This is a genomic window from Deltaproteobacteria bacterium (genome assembly GCA_020848905.1).
GTDB lineage: Bacteria > Myxococcota_A > Polyangia.
The window spans coordinates 252,312-272,595 of the sequence record JADLHG010000005.1 but is presented as its reverse complement, the minus strand read 5'-3'; the positions used below and the strand labels follow the sequence as shown (position 1 = coordinate 272,595).

The window sequence follows — 20,284 nt, the reverse complement described above, 5'->3', positions numbered from 1 at the left end:
AACGCGGCCAGTCGACCGGCCGGCTGCGGCGTGGCCCGGGCCCCGACGCCTGGCGCGCCCTCCGACGGAGCGCGGTGCGTCAGGCGCCGTCCCGGGGCGCTGCGCCCGTGGCACGTGGCCTGCAGTGGCGGAGCCCCCGGAGGTCCCGATGACGCGCGTTCCTCGTGCCGTGCTGGTGGTCCTGGGCGGAGCTGTGCTGGCACTTTCGGCGTGCGCCCCGGAGGGAGAGACCCCCGAGGGGGGCGACCAGACGCGCAGCGTCGCGGGTCGTATTCCCGACGGGTGCGACTGGTGGAAGGGCTCGGGCTACGAGGGAGAGCCTCCCACCTTCAGCGAGGGGCGCTGGCTGCGGCGGGAGCTCAAGGACTTCGGCCTCTGGGAGCTGCATCAGCTCCTCAGCCGTCCCCCGAAGGGCGCCTCCTTCACGACGGACGCGTTCGAGCGCGTGCGGGCCTATGCCGCGGCTGCGATCCAGAAGAACCGCCTGCAGCGGGACCTGAACCAGGCGCTGAGCGAGGATCCGGCGCTTCCGCCGCCGGCCGCGTCGGTCGCCGAGCAGAGGGCGAAGGTCGCGACGGCCCGGGCGGCGCTCGAGGCGCAGAACTCGGCCGTCGAGGCGATCCTGCGCGACCAGCTCGCGGCGGCGCTCAGCGAGAGCGGCTTCTTCACGGCGCACTTTCTCTGCACGGCGCTGCACCTCGGCAGCGCGGAGCTCGAGAGCGGCCTCAAGAACGTCCTCTATCGCGTGACGGGGAAGAGCGCGGGCTCCGCTAAGGGCGTGGACTACGCCGGCTGCGTGAAGGTGCTGGGTCGGGTCTTGCCGTCGAGCCGCGAGGCGGCCTTTCCGCCTCCCCTGTTCTCCTTCGGCGAGCCGCCGGTCTTCCTGTTCGTCTCGCCGCGCACCAGCCTCGATTCCTCGGCTGTGGCGATGTTCGACACGACGCTGGATCTCTCGGACTCCCGCCGGGTGGAGAAGACCCTGGAGGGGCGCTGCGACGTCTCGGCGTACATGGCCCAGGTGGGCGGGGTGGCCGTGCTGCCTACGCTCGTCGGCTACAACAACTCGGGCTCCGTCGTGCCCATGCTCGTCACCATCGCGCACGAGTGGACGCACGTCTATCTGGGAGCGATGCCTCTCGGGCGCGCGTACGGGAAGAGCTACGACCTGAAGAGCGTGAACGAGACGGTGGCGGACCTGGTGGGCGCCGAGCTGGCCGAGCTCATGGCCCGGCGTCACTACCCGGTCGAGTGGCAGGCGTACGACGCGCCCGCGCCGACCGATCAGGCCCCGGAGTTCAACCTCGGGAAGGCCCGCAGCGACCTGCGCGTCCAGGTGGAGGAGCTCCTCGGTCAGGGCCTCGTGAAAGAAGCCGAGGAGACGATGGAGGCCGAGCGACGTTCGTGGCTCGCGCACACGGATCGGCACGGCGACAGGTACTGGGTGCGTCGCGTGAACCAGGCCTATCTTGGCTTCTACGGCGCGTACGCCTCGACCGACGGCGCGAGCCGCATCGGTGCCCGACTGCGCGAGCTGCGCCGGGCCAGCTCCTCGCTCTTCGCCTTCCTCGACCGCGTGTCGAGGATCGATTCCATCGAGCCCTGCGCGGGCTGCACCTCGCTCTTTCCGCCCGCGCCGTCGGGGCGCTGAGGGCTCTGCCTCGTCGGTCTTCGCGCAGACTGACCGAGCCACGGTGGTCAGCGTAGCCAGTCGACACGAGAGGGGGGGTGGCCCACGGCGGTCCCAGGTCCCCGTGATTGCAGCGTCGCGCATTCTGCATGGAGCGGCACGCTGCGTGCACAGGGCTCGGGGGAATCCACCCCCGAACCAAGAGGTACGCGACATGCTCGCGAAGGCAATCGTTGTAGCCGCGCTGTCCGGCGCGATGACGCTCGCAGTGACTCCCGCGCAGGCGAAGGTCTCTCCGAACGCCCCCCAGGGCCACCGGGGCGTGCGACAGCTCCTCCGCGACGGTCGGCAGGCGGCGGGACGCTTCGTACGCACCGCCGTGGAGCGTCACCCACGCACGTTAGTGGCGGCGGTCGGCACGACGCTCTTCGCCGGCGGACTGCACCTCGCCGCGTCCGGGCACAGCCCGGCGCTCGCGATGGGCGTGACGGCTGCGGGGGCGCAGATGGTGCTGACGCAGGGACTCAATGTGGCCAGAAACGTCTTCCGCCGGCCGTCGGGCGGGCTCGGCGTGCGACCGGTCAGCAACCCGGGAGCGTGGGTTGCCGAGTCGGTGACATACTCCGCCGTGACGGGTCTCGGCTCCGGCCTCCTCGAGCGGGCCAAGGAGGTTACCAGCATGGCCGATGTGCATCGGTATTTCTGGGGCATGGTGGGCTCGATCATTGGCCTCTGGAGCGGCGCCAATCACGCGGCCACCTACCACGGGGCCTCGACGGGTGGCGCGCGATGAGGCCTCTTCCCGCGCGGGTCGGGGACGGGTGCGCGGGGGGCTGCGGCGGATAGAGCTGCCGCCTGGGGGGGACGACGCACCCCGCCGGCAGAGAGACCTGCACGACAACCCACTGGATCCTCGTCGTCGCGGAGACCTTCGCGGCTGGCAGGCGTCTTGCACAGGCTCTCCGTGCTACCCAAGGAGAGTTCGATGAACGCGACGTCGCCTCGCGCGGCCCTGGTGTGTGCTGTGCTGCTCTCGGCCCTTGCGGGACCGGCGCGGGCCGAGACCGACGACCCGAACAGCAAGGTCAACATGGTCACGCGGCACGCGTGGAGGAAGCTGGGCCTGCCGCTTCTCTCCGCCCCGGGCGGAAAGACTCCCGTGCTCGGCGCGATGGGGCCGGAGGTTCGTCGGGCCGTGACCGAGGGCTTCTGGGGGGTCTGGCGCGCGCTCGGCGAGGGCAGCGATCGGGATACGGCGAGCCTTCAGATGGGCGAGCAGGGACGCTACGGGAACGTCACGCGCTGGCAGGGCGAGACGGGGCTCGGGCAGCTCGACCTCTTCCAGGGGCGCGGGGCCTCCGCCGTCACGGGCACGGTCCGGCGCGCGGGCGAGCACGCCGTGGTGACGAGCGTGGTGGTGGACGCGCCCCGCGGCAACGTGCGAGTGAGCTTGCTCGAGACGGATCGACCGTCGCGCTTCCTCTTCGCGCAGACCCTTCCGACCCTCGGCGCGAAGCAGGCCTGGGCCGCGGTCACCTGTCTCCAGGATGGCGCCAAGGAGGGCAAGGACGCCTACACGCTGCGGCTCGGCAAGGCGGGCAACGTGGGGATCCGGCTACCGGGCCGCGTGGGGGCGTTCGTCTACCGCAAGGCCACCGAGGCCGCGCAACGCCGCGCGGAACGCGTCGCCGCTACATCAACCCGCTGAACATCCCCCCGTCGCACTGGATCGTCGCCCCCGTGACGTAGCTCGCCTGCGTCGAGCAGAGGAAGGCCACGAGCGCGGCCAGCTCGCTCGGCTGGCCGTAGCGCCCGAGGGGGATCTTGCGCAGCGACTCGGCGCGGATCTGATCCACCGAGGCGCCCGTGCGCTCGGCGCGGGCGGCGTCGAGCTGCAAGATGCGGTCGGTGGCGATGCGCCCGGGGCAGACGTTGTTCACGAGGATGTTCTTGGGCGCGAGCTCGGTCGCGAGCGTCTTGGCCATGCCGACCACCGCGGCGCGATAGGCGTTGCTCAGGAGGAGCCCGGCGATCGGCTCCTTCACGGCGATGCTGGTCACGTTCACGATGCGCCCTCCGCCGCGCCGCTCCATGTGCGGCACCGCCTCGCGGATCAGGCGCGCTGCGCTCAGGAGCACCTGTTCCCCGGCGCGATGCCACTGCTCGTCGGAGAGCTCCGCGAGGGTGCCCATCGGGGGGCCCCCCGTGTTCGTGACGAGGATGTCGATGCCGCCCGCGAATTCGAGCGCCGCCTCGACGAAGCGCCGCGGCGCCTCCCGGTCGGCGAGGTCTAGGGAGATGGTGCAGACCTCGGCGCCGGTGTCCTGGCAGAGTCGATCTGCGGTGGCCTCGAGGGTGTCGGGGTCTCGCGCACACAGGCACAGCCGCGCCCCTTCCCGACCGAGTGTGGTGGCGATGGCCTTGCCGAGTCCGCGGCTCGACGCAGCCACGAGCGCAACCTTGCCGTTCAATCCCAGGTCCATGATCGACGCTCCTCCGCCCTCGCTGCGGTCTTGTACGCGAGGCCGCCAACCTCGTCAATCGACCTGCCGCGGACGCGAACGCCCTGCGCAGGCTCCACAACGTGCTCGTGGCGGTGGCCGCGTGCTCGACGCAGACTAGCTGCGCTCGCACAGCGGCACGCGCTGCCAAGCGGGGACCCAGGGTGCCGCGTTCGTCGATCCCGGGATCGGCGCGCGAACCGAGGGCGTCGCCCCCAGCCTGGTGCGCAGATCCCCACCCCGTTCACCTCCCTTGTCGCGTGAGCGAGCGGCGTGCGGCGCGACGAGGGCAGGCGCCGCCTCGGAGCCGATTCCCGATGGAGAGCGCGGTGCGCGAAGGGCGCCGAGGCGCACCGGCCGGCTCGACAGGCGGGGCAACTTTCCTGCTGGGGGAGCCTCCGCAGAGGGGACGAGACCCCCAGGCTGCGTGGGCGGCTCGTCTGGAGCGCGTAGCACCCCCGCGCGTTGCAGGTCCGCTCGCATCCTGCGGAGTTTGGGCCCCCGGATCGGACGCTGCAGCGGAGGGGGGCGTGGCACCCATCTTGCCCCTAGACGGAGCCGGAGCCCCCAAAAAGGAGGACGAGGATGCAACGGCGCGGATGGACCGTGGCAGGGCTGATCGGCCCGTCACTCGTGCTCGCCCTTCAGGCGTGTACAGGGCAGGCTCCTCCATTCACCGAATCTCCGGGTACCGGCGCCGGGGGCGATGCGTTTGGCGCGTGTACTGACCCGGTGGCCTGTTGCCCTGCGTCCGAGCTCACCTGCACCGGGAGCCCGGATCGCGGTGTGGTGTGTACCTGCCGCAATCTGTGGAACTGCAACTTGAACCAGAGCAAGTGCAGCCAGCCGTTGCCGACGCCGCCCGGCGACGCGGGCACCGGGGGATGGACGTGTCAGTGGACGAACTCCAGCTACGTGTGCACGACAGCAGATACGGGACAGGCGCTTCCGGCGGGCACGGGTGGGAGCTCTGGCGGGGGTTCCTCGTCGGGCGGAGCCTCGTGGACCTGCGTGCGGAGCGGCGGACAGGTCCGCTGCACGGCGACCTTTCCGCCCAACCCGAGCAACAAGCCGGGCGGCCTGGCGGCGTGGACGTGCGTGGCGGGGCCCGCGCAGCTGACCTGTGAAGCGACGCAGCCACCGTCGGGGAGCCAGCCACCGTCGGGGAGCCAGCCACCGTCGGGGAGCCAGCCACCGTCGGGGAGTCAGCCACCGTCGGGGAGTCAGCCTCCGTCGGGGAGTCAGCCACCGTCGGGGAGTCAGCCTCCGTCGGGGAGTCAGCCTCCGCCGAGCGGTGGCGGAACGTGGAAGTGCACCGTCAGCGGGGAGGGCCTGGTCTGCCAGAAGACGGACGACAACGGTGGGCTCCCGTCGGGGGGCTCGGGCTGGAAGTGTCACGAGGCGCTCGTTGGCGGCGCCACGGTGGTGGTCTGCGTGGGCACGGTGCCGCCCGGGGGAACGCCTCCCGGAGGTGGGGGGTGGACCTGTGCGCCGCTAGCGAGCGAGCCGGGGACCTATCGCTGCACCCGACCGAAGCAGACGGGCGGGACTCCGCCCGCGCCCGGTACGGGCGGTACGCCGGCCGCGCCGAGCGGCAGCCCCTCTACCGGCACGGTGCCGGGAGGCGGTTCCTGGGTCTGCACCGTGGGGAGCGAGTTCGGTGGAACGCGCTGCGAGTGGAAGACGTCGCCTACACCCGTTCCTGGCGCTACGCCGAAGCCCGGAGACCGCTGCGTCCCCGCGCAGCGCATGTGGTGCGACGGGCTCCAGTATTGCGGGTGGGGTCAGGTCACCTGTAAGCCCGACGGGACCTGGCCCACGAAGGTCGTGAACGGAAAGGTCATGCTCGACTGCCAGGAGCTTTCCGACGGACGGCGGCCCAACACGACGTGCGCTTGCTACCACTTCTACTTCAATCCGGTCTGCTGCGAGCGACCGGACTGCATCGTCCCCGAGGGAGGTCAGGGGCAGGTCTGTCCGCCGAGCAGCGGTGGCCTCGGCGATTACTGCAACCCGCAGAAACCGGAATGCAAGCCGGGCGGCCTGTGCATCGTCACGAACTCGATGGAGACGTTCTGCGGCGCGCCGTGCAGCGGCAAGAAGTGTCCGACCGGTTACTCGTGCCTTCCCGTGAAGAGCACCACGCAGTGTGTGCCCTCAGACTTCAGCGCGTACTTCTAGCCGCTTCGAGATCCGATTCGCCGCACCGGGGTTGATTCCCGATTCGCCGCACCGGGGTTGATTCGATTCGCCGCACCGGGGTTGATTCGCCGCAGATACGCCGCAACGAACGCGGTACCGCGTCGAGAACGGGAGCATGTCCGTCCCTCGACAAGTACTACCAGGCAGCATCTACCTGATCACCCGCCGCTGCACGCAGCGGCAGTTCTGGCTCAAGCCCTGCCAGTCCACGACCCAAGTTGTTGCCTTCTGCCTCGCCTGGGCCTCGGAGCTAACCGGCGTGCGTTTGCATGCGGTCTGCGTGCTGTCCAATCACTTGCACGTCGTGGTCACCGACCCCGAGGGGCAGCTCCCCGAATTCATGCGCATCGCGCACGTCTACATCGCCAAGTGCGTCAACGCCTCCTATGGCCGATGGGAGAACCTCTGGTCTTGCGAGCCACCGAGTGCAGTGCGCCTGGAAGATGACGCGGACGTCCTCGACAAGATTGCCTATTGCCTGGCCAACCCGGTTCTCGCCGGCCTCGTGCATCACGGACGCGACTGGCCCGGACTGCGTAGCTCCCCTCGTGACGTGGCAGGGACCACCTGCGTGATTCGCCGTCCAACGGTCTTCTTTCGGTGCGACGGCACGGTACCGGCGAGCCTGCGTCTCAGGTATCACCGTCCGGGCGTCTACCCGGAGTTGGGCAACGCGCAGCTCGTCGAACGCGTGCAGGACCTAGTGCGCGTGCGCGAGACTGAAGGGCGTCGAGGACAGGCACTCGCGGGACGAGCCCCACTCGGTGTCAAGGCCGTGCTCGCACAGCGCCCGAGCGACAGTCCAAGGACCCTGGAGGCTCGCCGCACCCTCGCGCCGCGTGTTGCCGCCAAGGACCGGTTGCATCGCATCCAGGCCCTACGGCGCTTCAGACAATTCGTCGAAGCCTATCGCGATGCGTTCGAGCGATTCCGGCACGGTCTTCGCGAGGTCATCTTCCCTCCTGGCACCTACGCCATGCGCAGACTCCACAACGTCCTGGTGGCCGATACCGGGTAGGCGACGCGGCGAAAGAGCGCCGGCACGGCAATCAAGGCGGAAAGCACGTCCTTCCACGACCCCCCATCAGGTGGGGTGGTGGCTAAATGCGCACGGCCACCCGTCGATGATCATCTCCACCGGGTTCTTGCGCGGCGAGCTGGCGGCCGCGGCCGCGTGATGGCGCCATCCGGACCAGAATCAACCCCGGTGCGGTGACGGCGGGGAATCAACCCCGGTGCGGTGAGACACCCGGTGCGGTGAGACGGGAATCAACCCCGGTGTGACGGCCTCGGAGACGGGAATCAACCCCGGTGTGACGGCCTCGGGCCCGGTGTGACGGCCTCGGGCCCCGAACGAAGGTGTGCTTTGACCGAGATCCTCGAGGCCTCTCCGGAGGCTCCCTCGGAGGAGCGGGCCCTGCGGCGCCGCGTCCTGGAGCTGGAGTTCGAGCTCCGGCGAGCCCGGGTTGCGCTGTACGGGGCTTCGAATGTCGCCGGACAGCCGGGGTCTCGCCTCGCCGCGACGGGCGCGCAGGTGGCTCGCGGGTGCGCCCTCGCGGTCGTCGCCATTGGCACGCTGGTCCTCCTGGGATGGGTCTCCGGGGTTGCGGCGCTCAAGAGCCTCCATCCGTCCTTCGTCAGCATGAAGGCGAACGCCGCCGTGTGTTTCGTCCTCGCCGGCACGGCGCTTTGGTTGAAGGGCCAATCGGGCCAATCAACCCGGGAGAGTCGCGGGGGCCAATCAACCCGGGAGAGTCGCGGCGAGAGTCGCGGCAAGGGACAGCCGAGCAGGGCTGGCCGCGGCCAGACCCTCGCCGCACACCTCTGCGCGGCCGCGGTAATCACGGTGGGGTTGGGCACTCTCGCGGAGTATCTCCTCGGGCGGGACCTCGGGCTCGACGAGCTGCTCTTCCGCGATACCACCCGCGTCGGCACCTCCGCTCCGGGGCGCATGGCGCCCGCCACGGCCGCGGAACTCGTTCTCCTGGGTGTGGCCCTCCTGACGCTCGACCTCACCACACCGAGGGGGAAGCGTCCCGCGCAATGGCTCGCGCTGCTCTCCGCCCTCGTGGCGCTCGTCGCCGGGGTTGGTTACCTGTATCGAGTCCCGGCGCTGTACGCGATAGGCGGCAATACCTGGGTCGCCCCGCACACTGTCCTCGGGCTCCTCCTGCTGTCCGTCGGCATCTTGCTGGCGCGACCCGGGGCGGGGCTGGTCGGCCCACTACTCGCAGAGGCCGACGGTGCCCGATTCGCCCGCCGCGTGCTGCCGGCCGTGGTGGTCCTCCCCATCGCGCTCGGCTGGCTCCACCTCCTGGGGCAACGCGGGGGTCTGTACGAAACCGACTTCGGTCTCGCCCTCTTCACCGTCGCGAACGTTGCGTGCCTCGCGAGCCTGGCCTGGTGGGCGGCCGCGGCGGTCATCCGCGTCGAGCTCGAGCGTGGCCGGGCGCTGACCGACCTCGCCGCCAGCGAGAAGGGTCTGGACATCACACTGCAGAGTATCGGTGACGCAGTGATCGCCACCGACGAGGCCGGGCGAGTCGTGCGCATGAACCCGGAGGCGGAGCGGCTCACCGGCTGGAGCTCCGCCCAGGCTCGCGGCGAGCTGCTCCGCGACGTGTTCCACATCGTGAACGAAGAGACGCGCGCCGAGGTGGAGAGCCCCGTGACGCGGGTACTGCGCGAGGGCGGCGTGGTCGGGCTGGCCAACCACACCCTGCTCGTCGAGAGGAATGGAAACGAACGCCCCATCGCCGACAGCGGCGCGCCCATCCGCGACGACGAGGGATCGATCATCGGCGTCGTGCTCGTCTTTCGCGACCAGACGGACGAGCGCAACGCGGAAAGGGAGCTCCGGCAGGCCGAAGAGCGTTTCAGGACCTTCTTCGACAACGCGCCCATCGGCAAGTGCATGACCATGCCCGACGGGACGCTCCTGCGGGTCAACCGGGCGTTCGGTGAGATGCTCGGCTATTCGGTCGGGGAGCTTCAGGCTATCTCGTTCGTCACGATTACCCACCCCGACGATCTTGCCGAGAGCCGCGAGTGTGTGCGGAGCCTGCTCGCCGGGGAGTGTGAGACCTGGACGATGGAGAAGCGCTACCTCGCGAAGGCTGGGCACGTGGTCTGGACCAGCGTCGCCACGGGCCTGCAGCGCGACCGGGCCGGCCAACCGCTCTACTTCCTTACGCACCTCCAGGACATCACCGAGCGCAAACGGAGAGAGGAGCGCGACTGCCTGGCTCGCGACGTGCTCGATCTGCTGAACCGCCAGGCGGCCGGCACAGACCCGCTTCGCGATGTGCTCGAGCGGATCCGCACGGGGATGGGCCTCGAAGCCGTCGAACTGCGCCTGAAATCCGACGACGACTTCGAGCGGAGAGGCTCGAAGCTGTCTCGTCTCGCCGACGGTGGGACGTTCTTCTGCAATAGCTCGGCGGAGCTACTCGCCAGGGCGATCGCGGACGAGGACCTCGCGGCCGCGCGCGTCCGCTATGCGGCCGAGGGCTACGAATCGGTGGCGCTCGTCCCCCTCCGAGCCGGTGGGGAACTCGTCGGACTGCTGCAGCTCACCGATAGTCGGCGCGACCAGTTCAGGGCCGAGATGATCCCGTTCCTCGAAGGGCTCGGGGCGAGCATCGGGATCGCGCTCGCGCGCACCGGGGCCGACGCGGCGCAGCGGGCCACCGAGAACCGCTACCGGGCCCTCTTCGAGAGCTCGCGCGACGCTCTCATGACGCTGGTCCCGCCCAGCTGGAACTTCGACTCCTGCAACGCAGCCGCGATGGCGATGTTCGGTGCCCGCGACGAGTCGGACTTCGTGTCGCGAAGTCCGTGGGAGTACTCGCCGGAGCAGCAACCGGACGGCCGCCGTTCCGGCGAGAAGGCGAAGGAGATGATCGAAACGGCGATGCGCGAGGGAGCCCACTCCTTCGACTGGACCCACCGACGTCGCTCGGGGGAGGCGTTCCCGGCCACCGTGCTGCTCACGAGGGTTGCCATCGACGGGCGGTCGTTCCTGCAGGCCACCGTGCGCGACGAAACCGAGAAACGAAACCTGCAGGCGAGCGTGGCCCAGGCGGATCGTCTGGCGAGCATGGGCATGCTCGCGGCCGGCGTAGCCCACGAGATCAACAATCCGCTCGCCTACGTGGTCTACAACGTCGAGAGCCTGGCGCAGGACCTGCCGAAGGTCGCCGACGCAGCGCGACGCTGCTGCACCGCCTTGAGAGAGCAGGTGGGCGACGCTGCCTTCGCCGCGGTCGCCGGGGACGGGGCGGACGCCCTCCAGCAGGTCGAGCTGGAGGATGCCGTCGATCGGGCCAAGGAAGCGCTCGCCGGCGCGCTCCGGATCGGAGGCATCGTCAAGGGCCTGGGGACCTTCTCGCGCGTCGAGCACACGGACCTGTCGCAGATCGATCTCCGATACCCCATCGAGTCCGCGATCAACATGTCCTTCAACGAGATCAAGTTTCGAGCGGTGCTGATCAAGGACTACGGCGTGGCGCCTTCCGTCTGGGCCTCGGAGGGCCGGCTGGCCCAGGTCTTCCTCAACCTGCTCATCAACGCCACGCACGCTATCGACGAGGGCAACGTGGAGCGCAACCGCATCACGGTTCGCACCTGGGGCGAGGGGGACGTCGCCAGCGCCGAGGTCGCAGACACGGGCAAGGGGATACCTCCCGAGAACCTCGCGCGCATCTTTGACCCCTTCTTCACCACCAAGGGAATCGGCAAAGGCTCGGGCCTCGGGCTCGCCATCTGCCGCAACATCGTGACCGAGTTCGGGGGGACGATCGACGTCGAGAGTGAGCTGGGGCGGGGCACCCGCTTTCTCATTCGCCTGCCGGTGAGGTCGGCCGAGGAAGATCCGCAGGTCGAGCAGGCTGTTGCCGAGAAGGCACGGGTTCCGGTGGTCCGCGGGCGGATCTTGGTCGTGGACGACGAGCCGGCCATTCGCGCGAGCCTGGTGCGGCTCCTCGGCCGGGAGCACGAGGTGGTCACGGCCGCCTCGGGGAGCGAGGGCCAGGCTGTCCTCGAACAGGACGACTCGTTCGATCTGATCCTGTGCGACCTCATGATGCCGGAGTTGACCGGCGTGGACCTGCACCAATGGCTCGCCAAACGAAGCCCCGCGCTGGCCGCGAAGATGGTGTTCGTCACGGGGGGCGCCTTCACGCCCCGAGCCTCGGAGCACCTGGCCGGCGCCGGCAATCTTCGCATCGACAAGCCCTTCGACAGCGCCAACCTGAAGACGCTCGTGGCGAAGCTGATTCTGGCGGCGAAGAGCGGGTCGTAGGTGTCGGCGCGCGGAGCGGGTCGAGGGCGCTACGCGGCGGCGCGCAGCGCGTCCCGCCGCTTCGTCACCACCTGAAAGACGAGCAGCATGAGGAAGGCGAAGGCACCCACTCCGGCGAAGGCATACCAGATGTAGTGCGCGTGGGCGTAGGCCTCGGGCATGGGGCCCCCGCCCGCGAGCGCCAGCTTGTGGGCGGCCTGCTCCGCCGCGGAGAGCTTCTTTGGGTCCGGACAGTAGGCCTCGAGCAGATAGCCCGAGATGATGAAGCCGAAGAGCCAGGCGAAGAAGCTGTTGATGTGGGCGTAGCCCATGTAGAGCCCCTCCTGTCCGGGAGGAGCTTGCTTCGAGGCGTACTCGAGGTAGCGGGGCGAGAGGAAGCACTCGGCGAAGCCCTGGAGCGCGATGCCGGTGATCATCACGACCGTGACGGGGTGCAGCTGCATGCCGAAGACGCTCGACGAGCCCGCCAGCAGCGGCGAGAGCGCCATGGCCAGGGCCGACAGGGGAATCAGCGCCAGGCTGATCCCGATCGACGTGATCGGCTGCAGGTTCCGGAGAAGCTGCGTGATGGGGACCACCAGCAGCACGACCACGAAGGGATTGACGTTGGCGTACCACTCGGGGGAGGCCTGTTCGCCGACGGTGCGCAGCACGTACTTGGGCATCGAGGCGTAGAGCTGGCCCTGGATGGCCCAGAAGCCGGCGGTGATGAGGATCAGCGCGAGGAATCGGCCGTTCTTGAGCACCGTGAGGAGCCCCGAGAGGGTCTGCCGCGACGCGGGCTTGTTCCCGTCGGTGTTCTGTCCCGGCGGACGGTAGAAGAGGAGCGTGCCGAGGAGCGCGACCGCCGCCGCGCCCGCCGAGTAGAGCGGCACGAACCTTTGCCCGAGCGCCACGCGCACCGGCTTGGCCACCGTCTTGCCCGAGAAGGCGCCTATGTTGACGACCATGTAGAAGAGGCTGAAGGCGCGCGCGCGGGTGCTCTCGTCGGAGGTCTTGGCCACGGTGCCGGTGATGATCGGCTTCACGAACGAGCCGCCGACGAGGATCAGCAGGAGCCCGAAGAGCACTGGCGCCGGCGTGGGGAAGAGGCCGAGGCAGGCGTAGCCGGCGGCGAGAAGCGTAAAGGCCAGGCCGAGCGCGGCGCGGAAGCCCATCCGGTCGGCCAGCGCCCCCGTGAGGAAGGGGAGCAGGTACATCGAGGAGGAGAAGATCCCCGCGATGTACCCCGCCTGGACGTCGCTGTAGCCGACGACCGAGGTCAGAAAGACCGAGAGGGTGATGAAGGTGCCGTAGTAGGCGGCACGCTCGAAGAGCTCGATCGTGTTTGCGACCCAGAACGAGGCCGGGAAGCGCCAGGTCACGCCGGTCCCTGCTCGCTCGACGGAGCCGAGCTGCTGCGAGCGGTCTTCGCGCGTTTGCGCTCGCGCCAGATCTCGATCACCGCGGGCATCACGGAGAGGATGATGATGGCCAGGATCACGTACTGGAAGTTGCGCTTCACGGCTTTGATGTTGCCGAAGAGATAGCCGGCGACGACGAAGCCCGTGACCCACGCGATGGCGCCGGACACGTTGAACGTGGCGAAGCGGCGGTAGGTCATCTTGCCGATCCCGGCCACGAAGGGGGCGAAGGTGCGGATGATGGGGATGAAGCGCGCGATGACGATGGTCTTGCCGCCGTAGCGCTCGTAGAACTCCTGCGCCCGCAGGAGGTGCTTCTTGTTCAGCAGGCGCGACTTCTCCTTGTGGAAGATCTTGGGCCCGATGCGGTAGCCGATGGCGTAGTTGACCGCGTCGCCCAGCACCCCCGCGAGGATCAAGAGCGGGATGATCCAGTAGACCTTCACCGGCGAGCCGGGGAGGCTGCAGACCGCGCCTACCGCGAAGAGGAGCGAGTCGCCGGGGAGAAACGGCGTCACCACCAGTCCCGTCTCGGCGAAGATCACCACGAAGAGCAGCACGTAGAGCCAGAGGCCCATGGTGGTGGTCCAGACCGTGAGGTACTGGTCCAGGTGCAGGAAGATGTCGATGAGGTGCTTGAGGAAGTCCATTTCGGCGCCTCGGGAGGGGCCTCTGAAGGGAGCCCCTCGGGTGGGGAGGCCTCGGCTCCTCGCGCGAGACCGCGGGAGCCCAAGGCGGCGCCGCTACGGCGCGTGGGTCTGCGTGTCGCGCGTGGCCTTCGCCTGGGCCGCCGGTGCCGAAGAGGATTCGGTGCCGCCCGACTGGATGCGCATGGAGTAGAAGGAGCGGTAGACGAAGACCACCGAGATGGCGAAGAAGACGCCCGCGAGGATGAGGCTGGTCTGCCGGTCCATCTCGATCGCCAGCTCGACGGCCAGCAGGCCGAAGAGGGTCGTGAACTTAATGATCGGGTTCATGGCCACCGAGGAGGTGTCCTTGAAGGGGTCGCCCACGGTGTCGCCGACCACGGTCGCGGCGTGCAGCTCGGTGCCCTTCTCCTTCAGCTCGGTCTCGACGAGCTTCTTGGCGTTGTCCCACGCGCCGCCGGCGTTGGCCATGAAGATGGCCTGGTAGAGGCCGAACATGGCGATGGACATCAGGTAGCCGATGAAGAAATAGGGCTCGAGGCAGGCGAAGGCGAGCGTCGAGAAGAAGACCACGAGGAAGATGTTGAACATGCCCTTCTGGGCGTACTGGGTGCAGATCTCGACCACGCGCTTGCTGTCCTCGGTCGAGGCCTTCTCCGCCCCCGAGTCGAGCTTGATGTTGCGCTTGATGAACTCCACCGCGCGATAGGCTCCGGTGACCACGGCCTGCGTGGACGCGCCGGTGAACCAGTAGATCACCGCGCCGCCGGTGATGAGTCCGAGGAGGAAGGGGGGGTGGAGGAGCGAGAGCTTGTCCACGTTCTGGGTCAGGCCGGCGGTTAGCTGGATGATGATGGAGAAGATGAGGGTCGCCGCGCCGACGACCGCGGTGCCGATGAGCACGGGCTTGGCGGTGGCCTTGAAGGTGTTGCCCGCGCCGTCGTTCTCCTCGAGGAAGTGCTTGGCCTTCACGAAGTCGGGCTCGAAGCCGAACTCCTTCTTGATCTCTTCCTTGGGCACGCTCTCGATCAGCGCGAGCTCGTAGACCGACTGGGCGTTGTCCGTGACCGGGCCGTACGAGTCCACGGCGATGGTCACGGGCCCCATGCCGAGGAAGCCGAAGGCCACCAGGCCGAAGGCGAAGACCGCGGGGGCGATGGGGATGAGCTGGGAGAGGCCCGTCAGGCTCACGCCGTAGGCGGCGGCCATCAGCGCCACAATCGTCAGGCCCATCCAGTAGGCGCTGAAGTTTCCGGCGGTGAGGCCGGAGAGGATGTTCAGCGAGGCCCCGCCCTCGCGCGAGGAGGTCACCACCTCGCGCACGTGGGCCGACTCGGTGGAGGTGAAGATCTTCACCAGCTCGGGGATGATGGCGCCCGCCAGCGTTCCGCAGGTGATGATCGAGGAGAGCTTCCACCAGAGGGTGCCGTCGCCGAGCTTGGCGATGAGCACGTAGGAGACGGCGTAGGTCAGGGCCACCGAGACGAGGGAGGTGATCCAGACCAGCGAGGTGAGCGGCGCCTCGTAGTTCATCTTGTCGGCGTTGCCGAAACGGCTCGAGGCGATGACGCCGTTGATGAAGTAGGAGAGGGCGCTGGTGACGATCATCATGACGCGCATGACGAAGATCCAGACCAGGAGCTGGACCTGGATCGCCGGGTCCTTGACCGCGAGGAGGATGAAGGTGATGAGGGCCACGCCCGTCACGCCGTAGGTCTCGAAACCGTCGGCCGTGGGGCCCACCGAGTCGCCGGCGTTGTCACCGGTGCAGTCGGCGATCACGCCCGGGTTGCGCGCGTCGTCTTCCTTGATGTTGAAGACGATCTTCATCAGGTCGGAGCCGATATCGGCGATCTTCGTGAAGATGCCGCCGGCGATGCGGAGCGCCGCGGCGCCGAGCGACTCACCGATGGCGAAGCCGATGAAGCAGGGGCCCGCGTAGTCCGACGGGACGAAGAGCATGATGGCGAGCATCATCACGAGCTCGGTGGAGATGAGCAGCATGCCGATGCTCATGCCCGCCTTGAGGGGGATGGCGTAGGTCGGGAAGGGCTTGCCCTTGAGGCTGGCGAAGGCGGTGCGGGAGTTCGCGAAGGTGTTGATCCGGATCCCGAACCAGGCCACGCCGTAGCTGCCGAGGATCCCGACCACGCTGAAGATGACGATCACCGCCACCTTCACCGCCGGGAAGTGCCGCAGGTAGCCGAAGTAGAAGACGATCACCGCGGCGATGAAGATCTCGAGGAGCATCAAGAACTTGCCCTGCGTGAGGAGGTACGTCTTGCAGGTCTCGTAGATGAGCTCCGAGATCTCGCGCATGGCCTTGTGCACGGGCAGGTTCTTGAGCTGCACGTACATGGCCAGCCCGAAGAGCATGCCGAAGAAGCAGATCACGATGCCGCCGAGGAGCAGGTTGTGCCCTGTCACCCCCATGAAGCTCTGGCTCTTCAGGTCGGGCAGGACGAGCTCCGCCTCGCTGGCCAGCGCTACGCGCGTGACGAGCAACGTCAGGAGGCCGAGGAGCCCCGAGGTGAGGAGCCGCCCCAGGCGGCCCGGTGGTGATGCGGCTTTCCCTTTTCTGTCCATCACGAAAACTCTTCTGTTTGGGTGGTCTCGAGGACCGACGAGGGCTTTGCCCGCTACTGCGGCGAAAGGACTACAACCTCGTCGAGCTAACAGCCGGCGGCATAAAAGCACCAAGTAACGCAGAGCGCAAGCCCGTTTCGTTGCCAAACGCAACGCAGTCCGTCCCGGGCCCGACGAGGCGGCCGGCTGCTCTCCGGGGGCCTCGAAGGTTGCGCACGAGGATGGGCAGAGAGGTCTTGCGTCCGGGGTTGCGTGGCATATTCTCGAAGGGTTTCCGGCGTCGTTCCGGCGGAACGAGGCTTGCTTGAAAGAGGGCCATGGTGTTCGAGCGACCGGCGAGCCGCGCCGCGTACCAGGTTATCGGGGCGCCGCTTCTATTAATGATGGGAGCGCTGGTGGGCTCCGGATGCTCGGGGCAGCTCGGCGGGGGGCTGCCGGGCGAGGGGGTCTTGCCGCGGGATGCGGGGGCAGGAGCGGCTGACCTTCTCGGCGGCGCGGCCGACGCTCCCGTGGGACCGCGCTCCGACGCGGCGGGTCGTGCCGACGCGAAGGCTCCGCCGCAGAGCGACACGGGTACCCCTCATCCTCCTGCGGCCTGCACGGCGGCCATCGCGGGCGCACGCTACGAGCTGCTCTCGGTGAACGAGAAGACGGATCGCCCGGCCGAGCAGCACGGCGACGTCAACCTGCTCCTGCGGAAGTGGCGCGCCGTGACCGCGCAGAAGGGACTCGTGGACATCAACGGTCCCACCGACCACACGCCACCGCCGCAGCTCTTCGCGATCTTCTCCGACGAGCGGGTTCCGGCGTTCGCCTCGACCTATCAGGTGGAGAGCTGGGACTGGGGATGCAACTGCGCCAAGGGCTACGTGACCTCGGTGGAGGTGAGCCTGGCGGGGATGCAGACGCAGGTGGGCGAGGTGCTGCGCGCCCCCTCGAGCGGCTACAACATCGGCGACGGCTACACTGCGGTGGTGCTGCTCGCGACGCCGACGAGCCTCACGATCAAGTACACGCGCGAGGACAACGTGGTGCGAGGCTACACGGTGCACCTCGCGGGCCTGTGCGTCGAGCCGTCGCTCCTTGTGCTCTACCAGCAGGCGAACGCGGCGGGGCGCGCGAAGCTGCCCGCGCTACGCAGCAAGCAACCGATCGGGCGCGCGTCGGGAGCGGAGCTCGTGGTGTCGATCCGGGATACGGGGAGCTGGATGGACCCGCGGGCGCGCAAGGATTGGTGGCAGGGAAAGTAGGGGACACCCCCTATGCGTTCATGTCCTTCCAGCGCCGCGCGAGACGCCCGAAGACGAAGAGGGCGATCGCGGCCACGGCGCCGATCACCGCGAACGGCGTCCACACGCGCACGTGAGGCCGGTAGGTCTCCCAGAGCAGGCGCGTGGCCCCTTGATGATCGAGCTTCGTCGTCTCGCGGAGCCGGGCGAAGGCCTCCGGGCGCTTCACCCCCGTCGCCGCCTCGAGCGAGGCGACCGTGCCGTCCCAAGGAGGTGCTGCCCCGGCGGTCGTCTTCTCCGTGAGGTATCTGAGCGCGAGCGTGGCCTTCTCGCCGTAGGTGCCGTAGATGCGGCCCTGGAGCACCGAGCCCACCGCGAGGCCGATCCCGACGGGGATGTTCACGTAGCCGAGGTACATGCCCTTCTTGCCGGGCGGGGCGATGATGCCGAGGTACTCCTGCTTCTTCGGACCAGTGAGCATCTCGCCGAGCGAGAAGAAGCCGATGCCGAAGAGGAGCAGCCAGCCGTTCGGGGTGAAGCCGGCCACGAGCACTCCGACCGTGGCGACGAGCATGCCGATGAGCATGGCGGAGAGCGTGCGCATGCGCCGCGCCAGCCATGAGATCGGCACCACGAGGAGCACGATCAAGATGCTGTTGAGGGAGATCAGCACCTGCTGCGGGACGCGGAGAGCGCCCCCCTCGCCCGCCTCGGTGAGGCCCAAGCCGGCGGGCAGGTGCCGCGCGATCATCGAGCTGTCCACCCAGTCCTCGATGAAGTTGGGCTGCAGATCCCAGAGCTGATACATCATCAGCCAGAAGCAGGACATGATGAGGAGCCAGGCGATGAGGCGCGCGTCCCAGACGTTGACCAGCGTGCGCTTGAGCACCTGCAGCGCGGTCTCCTGGCTCGGAGCTCCCGACGGGACGTCCTTCAGCACGAGGAGGAGCAGGAGGTTCGTCGCGCTCGCCGCCGCGCCGCCGAGGAGGAGACGTTGCCAGCCCGCGGCGCTCTTGTCCCCGACGAGGGGCCCCGCGATGTAGTGGGCCACGAGCGAGCCCACGTTCACCACCCAGTAGAAGATGCCCCACCCGAGAGAGGTGCTCCCGGGCCCCATGGCGTGGGCCAGCGCGCCCTGCAGGCTCGGCTTGAAAAAGGCGCTCCCCGTGGCGAGCACCAGCACGCCCGCGAAGAAGCCGACGTAGCTGTGGGCGAAGGCCATGATCAGGTAGCCCGCGGTGTTGGTCGCGATGGCCAGCCCGAGCACGCGCTTGTAGCCGTAGCGGTCAGCGAAGCCGCCGGTGGCGATGGGCAGGAACGATTGGAAGATGGCCCACCAGGCGTAGATGCGCCCCTTGTGCTGCGCGGTGAGGTGCAGGCCTCCCGGGTTCTTCGCGCCGACCTGCATGATGTAGATCGGGGCCATCACGCGCAGCGTGAAGTACGCCAGCCGCTCGAACATCTCGATCGAGTTCAGGAGCCAGTAGGTGCCGCCAAGGCGGCGACGCGTCTCGGCAGGTGGGGGGGCGGTCTCGGTCATCTGGCCGTTCTACTTCGTGGGCTCGATGCAGACCACGCGTCCGTTCTGGCGGTCCGCCACGTGGAGCGTAGAGCCGTCGGGCGTGAAGGCCAGGATGTTCCCGTCGTAGTTCGTGAGGCTCAGCCCCGAGGCCAGGTCGGTAGCCGTGCCGGCCGCGGAGATGCGCAGCACCTTGTGCGAGGACCAGGAGGCAGCGAAGAGCTCTTCGTTGAAGGCGCCCTTGGGGGCGAAGGCGGGGGCGTGGATCCCGGGCGTCTTCGCGAGCAGCACCTTGATCACTTTGCCGTCGGGGCCCACGGACGAGATCGTGTCGTCTCCGGGGTAGCCGCCGCCCGCCGGGCGCGCGGCGAAGAGGTTCGCGCCGGCCCCGCCGTACTTGCCGCTCTCGTCCACGGCCAGTCCCTCGGCCCCGCCGAGCTGCGAGAAGACGGAGCCCTTGCCGGTCGCGTCGAAGACGCCCCAGTCGTCGTTCGACCCGTCGGTGTCGCCGGTGATGAAGAGCCCCGTCGGATACGGTGCCCCGGGGGAGAAGACCATGCCGAAGACGTCGTCGAGGCCGGGGCCCGGCGCCTTGGTGAAGACGGTGGCCGCCCCCTTCGCGTCCAGCCGATAGACGACGGAGTCGGCGTCGCCGTCGCCCCCCTGGTCCCCGACGTAGAGCGCGCCATCCAGTTGCCCCTTCTTGTCCCAGACGATCGAGGTCAAGAGCTTCGGTTTGGGGGTCCAGGTGGCGCCGTCTGAGAAGACCCGCGTCAGCCCCGTGTTCACGTCCACGAAGTAGATCTTCTGGTCACTCTGGTCCACCACGTAGAGCGCGTTCAGGTAGGCTCCCCCGGCGAAGGTGAGCGCCACGGGCTGCTTGAGGCCCTTGGTGGTGTCGGCGATGACCACCGCGCGATAGCCCGTGGCCACCGTCCAGCCGGCGGGGGCCGTGAAGGCCTTGCAGCTGAAGGACAGAGGGGCCGCGTCGGCGGGCCGCCCGTCGCGCGGGGGGCCGAAGTCGGAATGACCTCCCCCCTCCGTCCTCGCCGCGTCCGCGACTGAGGATTCGCGGCGCGCGCCCTGGTCCCCGACCATCGCGCCGTCGCGTGCGCCTGCGTCGGGCGTCATGCCCGCATCCGGCTTCTTCGTGGAGTCGTCGTTGCATTCGCACGCGGGCGAGGCGCCGGCGAAGGCGAGGAGCGTTAGCCCGAGAGTCAGTCGTCGCGACATGGTTCGGCCCTCCAACCGTGGGATGAAGGCCCGAG

13 protein-coding genes are annotated in these 20,284 nt (G+C 68.7%); 7 read left to right on the top strand and 6 right to left on the bottom strand.

The window, feature by feature from the left end; translation table 11 throughout:
• The first annotated feature begins 148 nt into the window (after nucleotides 1-148).
• The 3 genes from IT371_04055 (at nucleotide 149) to IT371_04045 (ending at nucleotide 3,335) form a co-directional block, all read left to right on the top strand.
• Nucleotides 149-1,648 carry a hypothetical protein gene (locus IT371_04055; GenBank protein ID MCC6746807.1) on the top strand — a complete coding sequence of 500 codons (1,500 nt, stop codon included), beginning with the start codon at nucleotides 149-151 and terminating at the stop codon, nucleotides 1,646-1,648.
• Between the two features lie 193 nt (nucleotides 1,649-1,841).
• Nucleotides 1,842-2,420: a hypothetical protein gene (locus IT371_04050; protein ID MCC6746806.1), complete on the top strand. Its 579-nt coding sequence runs from the start codon at nucleotides 1,842-1,844 to the stop codon at nucleotides 2,418-2,420.
• Between the two features lie 192 nt (nucleotides 2,421-2,612).
• The gene (locus IT371_04045; GenBank protein MCC6746805.1) at nucleotides 2,613-3,335 is read left to right on the top strand and encodes a hypothetical protein; all 723 of its coding nucleotides are present in this window, start codon (nucleotides 2,613-2,615) and stop codon (nucleotides 3,333-3,335) included.
• Here IT371_04045 and IT371_04040 read toward each other — a convergent pair.
• Entirely contained in the window at nucleotides 3,319-4,110 is a 792-nt protein-coding gene (locus IT371_04040; protein MCC6746804.1) for an SDR family oxidoreductase, read from the bottom strand. The two genes, IT371_04045 and IT371_04040, sit on opposite strands and share 17 nt — an antisense overlap.
• Before the next feature lie 840 nt (nucleotides 4,111-4,950).
• Here IT371_04040 and IT371_04035 point away from each other — a divergent pair.
• From IT371_04035 to IT371_04025, 3 genes are all read left to right on the top strand, one after another.
• Complete coding sequence (locus tag IT371_04035; protein ID MCC6746803.1) at nucleotides 4,951-6,309, top strand: hypothetical protein; 1,359 nt, start codon at nucleotides 4,951-4,953, stop codon at nucleotides 6,307-6,309.
• Between the two features lie 136 nt (nucleotides 6,310-6,445).
• Complete coding sequence (locus IT371_04030) at nucleotides 6,446-7,348, top strand: hypothetical protein (GenBank protein MCC6746802.1); 903 nt, start codon at nucleotides 6,446-6,448, stop codon at nucleotides 7,346-7,348.
• 348 nt (nucleotides 7,349-7,696) lie between these two features.
• On the top strand, nucleotides 7,697-11,632 hold the full coding sequence (locus IT371_04025; protein MCC6746801.1) for a PAS domain S-box protein: 3,936 nt from the start codon (nucleotides 7,697-7,699) through the stop codon (nucleotides 11,630-11,632).
• A gap of 29 nt (nucleotides 11,633-11,661) precedes the next feature.
• Here IT371_04025 and IT371_04020 read toward each other — a convergent pair whose 3' ends face one another.
• From IT371_04020 to IT371_04010, 3 genes are all read right to left on the bottom strand, one after another.
• Entirely contained in the window at nucleotides 11,662-12,996 is a 1,335-nt protein-coding gene (locus tag IT371_04020) for an MFS transporter (protein MCC6746800.1), read from the bottom strand.
• The gene (locus IT371_04015; GenBank protein MCC6746799.1) at nucleotides 12,993-13,685 is read right to left on the bottom strand and encodes a DedA family protein; all 693 of its coding nucleotides are present in this window, start codon (nucleotides 13,683-13,685) and stop codon (nucleotides 12,993-12,995) included. Before IT371_04015 ends, IT371_04020 begins: the two co-directional genes overlap by 4 nt.
• Before the next feature lie 93 nt (nucleotides 13,686-13,778).
• Complete coding sequence (locus IT371_04010) at nucleotides 13,779-16,268, bottom strand: sodium-translocating pyrophosphatase (GenBank protein ID MCC6746798.1); 2,490 nt, start codon at nucleotides 16,266-16,268, stop codon at nucleotides 13,779-13,781.
• Nucleotides 16,269-16,585: 317 nt separating this feature from the next.
• On the opposite strand from IT371_04010, the gene IT371_04005 reads away from it, so the two are divergent.
• Nucleotides 16,586-17,518 carry a hypothetical protein gene (locus tag IT371_04005; GenBank protein ID MCC6746797.1) on the top strand — a complete coding sequence of 311 codons (933 nt, stop codon included), beginning with the start codon at nucleotides 16,586-16,588 and terminating at the stop codon, nucleotides 17,516-17,518.
• A gap of 10 nt (nucleotides 17,519-17,528) precedes the next feature.
• Here the strand turns inward: IT371_04005 and IT371_04000 are convergent, their stop codons facing one another.
• Both IT371_04000 and IT371_03995 read right to left on the bottom strand, forming a co-directional pair.
• The gene (locus IT371_04000) at nucleotides 17,529-19,037 is read right to left on the bottom strand and encodes an MFS transporter (protein MCC6746796.1); all 1,509 of its coding nucleotides are present in this window, start codon (nucleotides 19,035-19,037) and stop codon (nucleotides 17,529-17,531) included.
• 9 nt (nucleotides 19,038-19,046) lie between these two features.
• Nucleotides 19,047-20,249: a hypothetical protein gene (locus IT371_03995; protein MCC6746795.1), complete on the bottom strand. Its 1,203-nt coding sequence runs from the start codon at nucleotides 20,247-20,249 to the stop codon at nucleotides 19,047-19,049.
• Nucleotides 20,250-20,284: the final 35 nt, after the last annotated feature.